Genomic DNA, 12,168 nt, shown 5'->3' on the forward strand with positions numbered 1-12,168 from the left:
AAAAGAATTATACAACTTTAAAATAAAGATAAAAGATATTTATACGCAGTAACTCCATAAACTCTTTTAAAATGTCTGTTAAAATGAGACAAATCCGTGAAACCGTATTCAACTATAGTTGCATAAATATCTTTTGTAAGTTCTAAATATTTTTTTGCATGGATTAATTTACAATTCAAGAAAAATTGATAAGGAGTAACTCCCGTGTTTGCTTTAAATATTCTAATAAATTGAAATTTTGAAAGATTTAATTGTTTTGAGATTTCATCTAAATTTAAAACATCGTCAAGTTCATAATAGATCATCTCTTTTGCTCTTTTTACAAGAAGAGTCTCTTTTTTATAATCAAGAGTAAAATCTTTTGATGTAAAATTATCTACAATATTTAAGAGTAACTCATTACATAAAGCTTCATCTTTTTCATATAATATCGTTGAAGAGAGATTTATTATATCTTGCTTTAATTTTTCATTATATACAATAGAAGAAGAGAACTTGACAATCTCTTTTTCCCCTATTGCTTCTAAAAAAAGTTTGGGTTTTATATATAACATTACATAATCTAAAGATTCTTCTTTACTACCTGCTTGTCCGTCATGTAACTCTTCGGGGTTAAACAACATTACGTCGTTTCTATAAGATTTTAGGGAACTTCCTTCTAAACTATATTTTTGAATTCCATTTAAAGTTACGCCTAAAGCATACTCTTCATGAGCATGTTTTTTATATGCAAATTTTTCAATTTTTGCCGATAAAGTAGTGATTCCTATTCTATTTTTATATATAAACTTTTCCAATATCTTTTCTTTCAATTTTTGATATTTTAAATTAAATTATATCTTTTCTTCACTTTTTATCATAGTACATTATTGCTTTAGTATTAAAAGTTATTTGCAAAAAAATAAAAAAGTTGAGGGGAAGAGTCCTCTCTCCTGTTTAAAAGTAATTTGACTAAATAAACAAGAGAGGATTTTAAGAAGTTAAATTCTTGTTATACTTACTATATGAGGATCACCTGTCAAAGGTTTAAAAATTTCAATTATTACTTCCCACACTACATCTGAAGGAGGGATTGAAGCAGTACATTTAAACCGATAGTTTGTTCCCGCAACAACTTGTGTAGAGACTGAATACGGCAAATAATGAACACCTACAAAACCTTTTAAAGCTTCATCAAATATCACTTTATCTTCAGCTGAAAGATCGTGATAAACAGTCCAACCGCCTGGAAGAGTATTATTTTCAGACATTGTTAATCCTTTTTATTATAATTTGTTATTTAGATACAAAACACTTTACTAACAATATATTTCAAATCAAAACATATAATATATTTATATATTATTTATCTTAAAATTCTACTTAATTCACTTTTTTTATAGTATAAAATTATTTAATTATCCAAGATGAATTCTGCTACAACACGGTTAAACTTTTCAGGGTCATCCCAAAACAGCATATGACCGCAATTTTCAAAAAATTCGGTTTTTGCATTTGGTATGTTTTCTCCCACCCAGGCACTTCCTTGCCAAGGAAAGACTTGGCTGTTTTTAGCGACACAAACCAAAGTCGGTATTGATATATGAGGAATAAAATCACGCCAATCAAGATTTGTATGATCACGCATAATATCAATTTTTACTCGTGCGGGACATTTCATAATTTCATCTGCAAGAAATTTTACTTCTTCATTTGTAGGTACTTTATGCATACAACCATGAACCGTTCCTTCTGCATTTGCTCTCTCTTCATATTTCAAAGTTGCACATAATTGTAAGTAAGATTCCACATCATAACAACCCAACTGACCCCATTTCCAATCAGGAGCAAAATATTGTGCAGGAGATTGGTCTATACTTATAAGTTTGCTTATTCGATGATTACCGAAAAGTTCAAGATAACTCCACAATATAGAAGCACCCATTGACCAACCGGCAGCAGTAACGTCTTCAAGGTTTAAATAATCAAGAAGCTCTTTAATATCCATTGCAAGACGTGAAATTCTATAACCGTGATCAGGTTTTCCTGATTCCCCGTGACCACGCAAATCCATAGCTATTACTTGAAATTTTTCTGAGAGAGGACCTATATTTTTATCAAAAAAATGAAAACTGCAACTCCATCCAGGAATCAATAACAAAGGTTTCCCCTCTCCTTGTTGAAGATAACTAATATCAACATTATCTGCTGTTCGCATTGTTTTTGTTTTCATTTCAAATCCTTTTAAATATCGTTATATATGATTATAACTAACTTGAAGATAATACAAAATAAATAAGTGTTTTTTGCTTACTTTTTAGTAACTAAGATACCGCCTATCACAATAAATACAATACCTATAAAAGTGTAAATATCAGGAAACAAATCCCCAAGCATAACACCGAAACCTATGGCAAAAGGAATATTGGCATAACTTACTACTCCTATAATACTTGCTTTACTTATACTATAAGCTCTGGTAAGAAACCATTGTGACGTCGTTGAGACAACAGCCATAAAGATAATAAGCAGCCATACAAAAAGATTTGTATGTATTTGAAAATGTACATAAGGAGTAAATAAAAACAAACAAAAAGGTATAAGCACCCCTGCACCCATAAAAGAGAGCATAATAACTCTAGCATCGTAAATATCTTTTATCTTTTTTATCGTTGCATATGCCGCTGCTGCAAAAAAACCGCCCAATACTCCTAAAATATGTTCATGAGATATAACAAGTCCTAAAGGTTTCATTATAAATAGAACTCCTATAAAACCGATAATCAAAGCAAAAAACGTACGCAAATTTATAGACTCTTTCATTAGATAATAAGCAAGTATAGTTACAAAAAAAGGTGAAGTTTTATTTAATACAACAGCTTCTCCAAGAGGAATAGTCGCAATTGTATAAAAAAACAGCACCATTGCCAAAGCACCGAAAAGTCCCCTTAAAATAAGCAAATGCAATTTTGAGGTATCAATAGAGACATGAAACTTTTTTATACTAAATAGAATAATCAAAAAACCCAGTAAATTTCTATAAAATACTATTTCAAGTGGATCCATACTTTGAGATAAAAATTTTGCGAGAGCTCCGTTAAGTGCTCCAAGTAAAGCACTAACAAGCATAAAAAGTACACCTTTATCCATTGATTTTAATTTTTCCGACATTTACAACCTTTTATCTTTCATCATATTTTTTTTGGTTTTATTTGTTGCAACAGCTTCAAAAGGATTTTCCGGCCAATAATGCTTTTTGTATTTTGAAAACAGCTCTTTTCTAACTTCTTCATATGAATTTTCCCAAAAACTTTTTAAATCATATGTTATTTGTATGGGTCTTTGTGCAGGACTTAAAAGATGTATTTGCAGTGCAATTTTATTGTCCAATATTTTTGGAGTTTGTTTTAAACCGAAAATCTCTTGTATTTTTACCGCTAATATAGGCGTTTTACTGTTTGAGTAATCAATCTTTATATTTGAACCGCTTGGCACTTTTATATAACTTGGGGCTAAAGTATCTATAAGCTGTTGATTTTCCCAAGAAAGTCTTCCTAATAAAATAGAATAGAGATCCAAAGCTTCGAGTTGTTTTATTGTTTTGATTTCATTTAAATAAGGAGTAAGCCACTCTTGCATGGTATCTAACAATGAAGTTGTTTCAAAACTAGGTAAAGCAATATCCATATTTTCATTTATAAAATTAATTCTGTTTTTTAAATCATTTGCTTTTTTGCTCCAAGTTAAAAGTTCTAAGCCCTCTTTTTTAATCAAATCTAAAAGAAGCTTTGAAAAATCATATTCTGACTCCAAGGAGATAGGTTTGGAATATAGTTTTAGTTCGTAAAAATAGTACTCTTCTTTTGTATCAAACTTTTTATTCTCTTTGTTATAGATAATTGATTTTTTTCTCTTTATATATGAAGCAAACTTTTCTTCTATAGTGTGCAAAGATATTTTAAGAGCAAGATTTATATATGAGTTTTTATTTTGTGCATTTAAAACAGGTGCTATTAAAAACTCTTCGTTAAAAAGTGAATCTTCGGGATTTAAAATAGCACCTTTGCCGTTACTTAGTTTATATCTATTCTCATTTTTTTCTCTTTGATGTGCCAACCTGTCAGGATAGGCAAAAAGAAGCAAAACAGCTAAAGTTTCTTCATCTATTTTTGTTTTATTTACATTAACTGTTTGTATAGCTTTTAATTTGGAATAAAAAAACTGAGCTTGTTTTAAAATATTTTTTGCTAGATATGAGTTTATATAAGTATTATCAAACTCCTTTTCATACAAATGTATAAATCTTAAATAAATATCACTGTCAGTATAAGTATTTTTAAAAATATCTTTTTCACTTAAAAGTGAAGATAAAAGAGAAGCTTCATAAGCAAAACCTAGATCATTTGCTTTTAATATCATAAAAGCAAATCTAGGATGAACTCCCAAACTTAGAGCTTTTTTGCCTATTGATGTTATTTCATAATTTTCATCTAACATTTTAAGCTCTTGTAACATCTCTTTCGAACCGGCTTCCACCTCTTTTTGAGGATAGTCTAAAAAGTTCAACTCTTTTATATCTTTAGTACCCCAAAGAGCCAAATCAAGGAAAAATGAACTTAAATCACATCTTAATATTTCAGGTTTAGTTGCTTTTTGCAAAATCTTACTTTTGTGCCAAAGTCTATAACACTTTCCTTCACTTAATCTTCCGGCTCTACCTGCTCTTTGAATTGCACTATCTTCTGATATAAAAGAGAGATTTAAATGATTCATTCCAGTAGAATAGTTATAAAGTGCCAACTTCTCTAAGCCTGTATCAATTACAACTTTTACACCCTCTATTGTCAATGAGGTTTGGGCTATATTTGTAGCTAATATTATTTTTCTTTTTTTTGATTTCCTTATGGCTCTATCTTGCTCTATTTTACTAAGAGCAGAATATAAAGGAAAGACTTCTATCTCTTTTTCTTTTTTATTTTTTAATCTCTCTTCAAGCAAAGTCTTAAGTCTTCTAATCTCTTTTGAACCTGCTAAAAAGACTAAAATATCCCCATCATCGCCTTCCAAGGCTTTAAATATAGTATTTAAAATAGTTGTATTTATACTTTTTATATCAGGTTGTTTTATATTTGCTTCAAGATAAATATTTTCTACACTATAGGCTTTGCCTTTTGAAGTTATAACGGGAACTTTTCCTAAAAGATTTTGTAGCTCAGATGAATCAAGAGTTGCAGACATAATAAGCAGTTTTAAATCATCTCTTAAAAGCTCTTGAACTTGTAAAGATAAGGCTAAAGAGAGATCAGTATGTATACTTCTTTCATGAAATTCATCAAAAATAACCATAGCAACATCTTCCAAAGCCTGGTCATTTTGAAGTTTTCTCACTAAAATAGCCTCTGTTACCACAAGTAGTTTTGTACTCTTAGAGAAGCAACTATCCATTTTAACTTGATAACCGACGCTTTGCCCTACTTTTTCATTTAAAAGTCTAGCCATTTGCTCTGCAACCATACGGGCAGCAACCCTGCGAGGTTCAAGCATAATAATCATTTTTCCCTCAAGCCAAGACTCATTTAATAAAGAGATAGGAACAACCGTACTTTTCCCTGCTCCTGGAGGTGCTTGAAGTATCAAAGTCGAGTTGTGATTTAATCTGCTTTTTATATCATCTAAAACATCATGGATAGGTAAATTTTTCATCTGGCGTATTGTACATGAAAAAGGAGAGTTTTTCAATACAGGAACTTCAAAGGTTAAAAGCTTTATGCAGCTTGTGTAACATTAAACATACACAAGCTGCATTTAAACTACAATTAACGCATTTGAAAGATTTCTTGGTGGAAACGTTCAGACGGCAAGTCATGAGAGATAAAATCTTCACGTAAAGCCTGACCAAATCCTTGTGGTCCACAGAACCAAATACTTGATGATTCCCACTTTGGAACTGTAGTACGAATACGTTCTGCATTTAATCTTCCGTCTTTACTGCTTACTAAAAGATGAAGATTAACACCTGCTGCTTTTGCATCGGAAGTAAGTTGCTCAAGCGCAGACTCATCAAAATCTGAAGTTGTATGGAAAAGGTCAATGATCTTATCATCCGAAACTTTTGCTCGTTGTTTAAGCTTGGCAATAAAAGGTGTGATACCGATACCTGCGCCTACCCAAATTTGACGAGGCTGCTCATCTTTAAAATCAAAACAGCCGTAAGGACCTTCAACGGTTACAGACATACCTTTTTTTAGTTTATCTTTTAACCTGCTTGTATGATCGCCAAGTGCTTTAGTTATAAAAACAAGTTCACGATTTTCACTACTCCATGCAGAGGCAATAGTATAAGGATGAGCTCCCTCTTTTTTATCTGTTGTAACAAAAGCAAATTGCCCTGCTGTATGACCTTTCCAAGCTTTATCCATAACAATAGTTGTTTCCAAAACTCTTAACGCAGGATAAAATTTCAGTTGAGAAATAGTTCCTTCCAACTTGCGATTAATTCCAATACGACCTGTTAAAGTCAATATTGCAGCCACAGTTCCTCCAAGTAGTAAAAGTGCCATAAGCCAGCCTACAGGTTGAGACCAATACTCTATTTTCATAAGGATTACTGAGTGATAAACAAAAGCAAGGTATGCAAGGGCAATCAATTTATGAGTTTTAACAAACCAATGATAAGGAAAATACTTAACTAATGCAAGAACAACAAGTATAAGTGCAGCGTAAAATGCCCACTCTCCCACACTTTCTGCAAAACCTTTTTGGGCATGAAACCAGTTTTCAACAGCACTTAAAGTCTTTCCGTCTCCTCCTTTTCGAACTGGCTTTTCTAACCAGCCCCAGCCTACCATCCATTTTGTACCTTTGGCAAACCACCAGTGAGCTATTGCAAAAATAAATGCCGTAATTCCCAGCCACTTGTGAAGACGATACATTTTGTCCATACCATCTAAGTATGGCTCAATAAATTTCGGTCTTAAAGCTAATAACATAGCAACACTCATAAGACCTGTAGCTACTACTCCGCTATATTGAACAAATACCGAACGAAAGGAAAAATACGTAAACGGCTCAGGAATTAATGTATCAGCTGCTAACCATAAAACTGTTAACAGAACTAACAGAGATAGAAATAAAATCTTGATATATTTCATTGATTACCTTTTTTAAATTTAGAGTATAAAATGATTATTTATTAGAATTATATTTTATAGGAAATAGCCTTAAGCTTGATTAGAAGATAACACATATGAGACTTCAAATCTAACGCTTAATAGCTTTAATTGCCTCATTAATAGGTTTATCACCATCCACAAGCTCAAAAATCTCTTTTTTTATTGACGGTTCATTTATAAGTGCTGCTAATACACTTGCAACATTACCTCTAGCTACATTTCCATAAGAGATTGCACGTTCTAAATTTACTAAGCCGCTTCCCTCTTCACTCACTAAAGTTCCCGGTCTTAAAATAACCCAATCAAGTTTTGAAGCAACTACAGCATTGTCAGCTTGTCGTTTCATTTTCATATAGTGTTCAAAGTTATCATTACGTGGTTTATCTCTAATTGAATCCATAAATGCAGAGATTAAATAAAATCTTGAAATACCGTTTGCTTTTGCAGCTTTAAGAAGTTTTACAGGTGTTTCATAATCTATTGCAGTAGTTCTATCTAAACCGCTTCCAGCCGCACCCGCAGAAAAAACAATAACATCATGATCTTTTGTTATTTCTATAAAATCATCCACAGACATATCCATCAAATCACCCAAAAAAGGTTTAATACCCAGCTCTTTTAAAGAGGATTCTTTCTTTTTATCTCGATAAAGTCCAGATACGCTATGACCTGATTTAAGAAGCTTTGGAGCTAATCTTGAACCTACACCGCCAGTTACGCCGACAATAAAAACCTTGCTCATAATAATATCTCCCTTTTTTATTAATTTTATTATAATACAATAATAACTATCTATTCACCATTTAATACAGACATAACCGTAGCTCTACTTGTTTTTAATTCTTTTGTAATCTTAAGTATATTTATATCACCATTTTTGCTGTAATACTCTTCATCATCTAACATTCTTAAGATTTCATCTTTTTTATCAAGTATCTCTTGCGAAGTTTCTCTTTTAGCAAAAGTAAAATCTTCTTCACTCATAGTTTTCATAGCTTCTAAATCTCTTTTGATAGTAGGAACAGTAACGTTAAGCTCTTTTGCTAACTCTTTTGGGTCATCAATACCATTTGAGATTAGTTCTCTTATAGCTATTCGTCTAGTTTTAATCTTTCGTCTGCGATGATATGAGATTTTCAATTTTTCTCCATGTATTTATAATATATTGTATTAAAAAAGTAGTTAAGCTCTCTAAAATATTGCTTTTTATCAAACAAAAGTTAGTCGATTGATTTATATATTCTCGGACTTTGGAATAAAATAAAGAACAGTTTCATATATACCCTCCATATAATGTCTCAAATAAAGTTTGTAGCCACTATGAAAGGAAAGAACCCTTTGAGGTATTTTATACCAATCTTGGGCTTTGTGATAAATACAAATTGCCAAAATAGGTTTATATCTTTTTATCGTCTGCTTTGCACCCTCTATGGCATCTTGTTCTGCACCTTCAATATCCATTTTTATGAAATCTACTTTTTCTTTTATAATATTATCCAAGGTATCGGTATTTAGAGCATTATAATTATGGTCACAATTGTTTGATGAAATTTTATCGTCAACAATAACTTTTTGATTTGATAATCCACACTCTATAAACTCTATATTTTTTGTATCTGCAAATTTTCGTTTGGCAATATTGATATGCAGTTTATTCGGCTCTATTGAATATATTTTCTTATAATCAGGGAAATTGCTGATTATATTAGGGATTGTATCTCCCACATATCCACCACCGTCCACAAAACTTATGTTTTTTATATTTGGAATAATCTCTTTATCGAAATATTGTTCTTTATGATTATTTGTAAAGCCTTTCATAAAATTATAATCGCCGGTTATCTTAAAATTTAAAACCTTTTGAAAAACAGTTTTTGATTTTTCATCTTCCAGTAGATTAAAAATCTTTTCATATTGGTCTCTATTTTGCTTGAAGTCATCTTCAAAATCATCCATAAAAGGAGCAGAAGGAAGAGTAAATGAGCTATACTTATAAAAAGAGAGATAGCTTATATTTTCTATGCCCATAGAATCAAGTTTTTCTTTAACTTCCAACGGACTTCCCCATGACACCCAAAGAACTATAGAGTTCTTATCTATCTCATTTATCTCTAATATCTCTTTCTTCCTAGATTTTTGAACCCTTGTAAAATCATCTATGACACCGTCAACAGAGATATGTTTTTGTATGGCTTTCGTATATTTGTTTATTCCAAGAATATATTTTTTTATATCTTTTGACTCTATAAAAAGCTTTACAAGTTTTTTATCTCTTTCATTTATATAGTCAAAATCTTTTATATCTACCATAAAATGTGTTTTGCCTTTATATTATTGTTTGTTTGGCGATAGTATAGCATATTGTATAGGATTGCTTAATGGTGCAATTAATTTATTGCATCATTAATACTAGGTATAGAAGCCACTTCTCCAGGTGTTAAACTATCTATATAAATATCACCTATTCTAACTCTTACAAGTCTTAATGTAGGAAAACCAACAGCAGCAGTCATCTTTCTTACCTGACGCTTTTTACCTTCACAAATGGTAATTGAAACCCAACTTGTAGGACCATGTCTTGGATGACGAATATTCTTTCCACGTGGTGGTAACTCTGGCTCTTCGTTAAAAGCAAAAGCTTTACAAGGAAGAGTTGCATACTTTTTCCCACTTACAGTAATCTCAACACCCTTTTGTAGTTGTGATATAGCTTCTTGAGTAATCACTCCATCAACTTGCACATAGTACTCTTTTTCTATACTTTTATTTCTAACATTGTAACTTGTCATCCCATCAGTTGTAAGTAACAATAACCCTTCTGAATCATGGTCGAGCCTTCCAATAGCCATTGTATTTTCAGGAAAATCATAAAAATCACCTAATAAACTTTTATTCTTCATCTTTTCTTGTTTAAATTGACTTAAACAACCATATGGTTTAAATATTTTAAAGTGTTGATAAGTATTTGGCATAAAACTTTTCCTTGAAATTATGTGGAATTGTAGCTTTTGTTTTATAAAGTAGAGATTTAATATATTATAACAGTTGTTCTTATGGAATTGTAGCGACTTTTTTTATCTGCATAAGTAGAGATTCAACTTCTGCTCAGTTGTCCGCTCGGATAGTATTTTTAAAGCTACATGAATGAAGTCTAACTTTTTCAGTCCTGTCATATAGCTGCTGTATCCCAGCGCTCTAACTTTTATATCGCTCCCATCAGGTTCGAAAAGTCAAGTATTTAACACACCCTGAAAAACCTTCTGTACTAGTAGGTCGCTGTCAAGGTTTTTTGAATGTTCTACTACAATGTAGCATTTTATTTCCTTTTCTTCATAACGTTTGAAATGAGCCAATAAATTGCCCGCAGGGTAATTTATTGGCTCCACTGACTTGTTAGCCTTATTTAACTTTGATATTTTCTTTTGTCACCCATCCAATTTTTCCTTTATCAGTACCAGCCAAAACTCTGATTTTATACCATGTCAAAGAGTCTATGGTTTGTTCTTCAAGTATATTGAGAGGTGTGCCAATCATTAGCCTTGGAATATCTTGGTTTGATTTTGATAGTAGATTGAACAATTCTTGTTTATTTGGTTTATTAAATAATCTATTACCTAGACCATTGTCCTTAATTACATATTGTGTTTGAGATGTTGATGTATAACTTTGAATTCGATGCCTTTCTTCAAGAAGAAGAAAAGCAATTTCTTTTTTACAAGTTCTTGAATCTTTCATTTGATCAGGTAGAGAATCGTATGGTAACCCCTGATATTCAGTATTGTTAAGAGTGTACATACCTTCAGCGTTAAATTTTACACCCAAAAGTTTTGATAAGGGTTTTATATTACCTGCTATTTCTGCTTTTATCGTTGAACGATTAATAGAACCTGATAGACTTACTTCATCACATATTGATTTTGCAAAAGTAGAAATATCATTTAGTGTTTCTGCATAACATGAAATAGTAAGTGCTATTACTAATGGAAATAAAACAATTTTTTTTGGAAACATTATTACTCCTATGTTTGTTGTGTGGCTAACGTTTGAGTTGAGAAATATTTGAGCCGCAAGGTCAAATATTTCTCTCCAATGTTTTGTTATATACCTGTTACTTTTGAGTTCAAACCTTGCAGTCTTTCAGCTAACCACATTTTTATAACTGCCTGACGACTTACCCCGATATGTTTAGCTTCTTTATCCAAAGAATCAACCATCCAAGAAGGGAAATCAATGTTTACTCTTTTAGGTTCTTCATTTATCATTTTGATTTTTGATGTATCAAAATACTCTAAAATATCTTCTTGATTTTCATCAAATTTTTTATCTAGCTCTGATGCTTTCATAAAGTTCAATCTCCTTTTTTCTTGATCTTCTCACAGAAATAATTCTAATAACATCATCTCTATAAGTTATAATTGCAGTATAGTTTTTAGAAGTTATTTGACCTAAAACTAAAAACCTATCTTCATCTTCACTTTGAATAGATGGTAATTCAAAAGAGTATGGATCTTCCCATAACTCTTTTGCTTCTTCAAAATCAATACCATGTTTTGACTTATTGGTTTTACTTTTATTTTCATCATATTCAAATTTCATACTAAAATTATACCATATTTATATGAGATTTTGTTTTATTTGTAGGTTTGGATTATATTTTTAGATTAAAGTGCATCAAAAATATTTTTTAGAGTTGACAAACTTGTACTATTATCAAATTCATGTAAGTTTGAACCTTGTATAGTTTTCTCTCTCATGTCAATTTTACCAGTGTCATGATTGTAAACAAAAGCATACTTTTTACCATTTATATTTACCCATAAAACATTTTTAGTTTCGCTTTCTCTTTCCATAACCTTTATTGATGCGATATCTTTTTTCCACACAATAGCACCAGCCAATGCCAAAGCAATTTCATTTACATTTCCTGCATGATGGTCTGCTCTACCCATTACACCTATAATATATTCTTGTAATGTATCTACATCTTTTACTGTTACTGCCAATTTAAATCCTTTTG

At 31.1% G+C, this 12,168-nt stretch carries 14 protein-coding genes; all 14 read right to left on the reverse strand.

All coding sequences use genetic code 11. The features are described from left to right. Positions 1-17: 17 nt before the first annotated feature. Positions 18-797, reverse strand: a complete 780-nt coding sequence (locus tag AANAER_RS09190) for an AraC family transcriptional regulator (protein ID WP_044418332.1) — start codon at positions 795-797, stop codon at positions 18-20. Positions 798-980: 183 nt separating this feature from the next. Then, positions 981-1,250, reverse strand: a complete 270-nt coding sequence (locus tag AANAER_RS09195) for a cystatin family protein (RefSeq protein ID WP_044418330.1) — start codon at positions 1,248-1,250, stop codon at positions 981-983. Between the two features lie 143 nt (positions 1,251-1,393). After that, on the reverse strand, positions 1,394-2,212 hold the full coding sequence (locus tag AANAER_RS09200; protein WP_129080978.1) for an alpha/beta fold hydrolase: 819 nt from the start codon (positions 2,210-2,212) through the stop codon (positions 1,394-1,396). A gap of 77 nt (positions 2,213-2,289) precedes the next feature. Beyond that, positions 2,290-3,150 (reverse strand): DMT family transporter, encoded by an 861-nt coding sequence (locus tag AANAER_RS09205; RefSeq protein ID WP_228711110.1) that lies wholly within the window; start codon positions 3,148-3,150, stop codon positions 2,290-2,292. Then, positions 3,151-5,682 carry an ATP-dependent helicase HrpB gene (gene hrpB / locus AANAER_RS09210; RefSeq protein ID WP_129080979.1) on the reverse strand — a complete coding sequence of 844 codons (2,532 nt, stop codon included), beginning with the start codon at positions 5,680-5,682 and terminating at the stop codon, positions 3,151-3,153. It lies immediately after the preceding gene. A gap of 113 nt (positions 5,683-5,795) precedes the next feature. Beyond that, positions 5,796-7,130, reverse strand: a complete 1,335-nt coding sequence (locus AANAER_RS09215; RefSeq protein WP_129080980.1) for a ferredoxin reductase family protein — start codon at positions 7,128-7,130, stop codon at positions 5,796-5,798. A gap of 109 nt (positions 7,131-7,239) precedes the next feature. Next, positions 7,240-7,893 (reverse strand): SDR family oxidoreductase, encoded by a 654-nt coding sequence (locus AANAER_RS09220; protein ID WP_129080981.1) that lies wholly within the window; start codon positions 7,891-7,893, stop codon positions 7,240-7,242. Between the two features lie 50 nt (positions 7,894-7,943). After that, positions 7,944-8,291 (reverse strand): hypothetical protein, encoded by a 348-nt coding sequence (locus AANAER_RS09225; RefSeq protein ID WP_129080982.1) that lies wholly within the window; start codon positions 8,289-8,291, stop codon positions 7,944-7,946. A 93-nt stretch (positions 8,292-8,384) separates the two neighbouring features. Next, the gene (locus tag AANAER_RS09230; RefSeq protein WP_129080983.1) at positions 8,385-9,461 is read right to left on the reverse strand and encodes an FkbM family methyltransferase; all 1,077 of its coding nucleotides are present in this window, start codon (positions 9,459-9,461) and stop codon (positions 8,385-8,387) included. 77 nt (positions 9,462-9,538) lie between these two features. Further along, entirely contained in the window at positions 9,539-10,123 is a 585-nt protein-coding gene (locus tag AANAER_RS09235; RefSeq protein ID WP_129080984.1) for a pseudouridine synthase, read from the reverse strand. 427 nt (positions 10,124-10,550) lie between these two features. Then, complete coding sequence (locus AANAER_RS09240) at positions 10,551-11,162, reverse strand: GW dipeptide domain-containing protein (protein ID WP_044418320.1); 612 nt, start codon at positions 11,160-11,162, stop codon at positions 10,551-10,553. 86 nt (positions 11,163-11,248) lie between these two features. Then, positions 11,249-11,494 (reverse strand): type II toxin-antitoxin system BrnA family antitoxin, encoded by a 246-nt coding sequence (gene brnA, locus AANAER_RS09245; RefSeq protein WP_044418318.1) that lies wholly within the window; start codon positions 11,492-11,494, stop codon positions 11,249-11,251. Then, the gene (locus AANAER_RS09250) at positions 11,472-11,747 is read right to left on the reverse strand and encodes a BrnT family toxin (protein ID WP_044418316.1); all 276 of its coding nucleotides are present in this window, start codon (positions 11,745-11,747) and stop codon (positions 11,472-11,474) included. Before AANAER_RS09250 ends, brnA begins: the two co-directional genes overlap by 23 nt. Positions 11,748-11,812: 65 nt before the next feature. Next, positions 11,813-12,154: a hypothetical protein gene (locus tag AANAER_RS09255; RefSeq protein WP_052502719.1), complete on the reverse strand. Its 342-nt coding sequence runs from the start codon at positions 12,152-12,154 to the stop codon at positions 11,813-11,815. Positions 12,155-12,168: the final 14 nt, after the last annotated feature.

It is taken from the genome of Halarcobacter anaerophilus (assembly GCF_006459125.1).
GTDB classification, from domain to species: Bacteria; Campylobacterota; Campylobacteria; order Campylobacterales; family Arcobacteraceae; genus Halarcobacter; species Halarcobacter anaerophilus.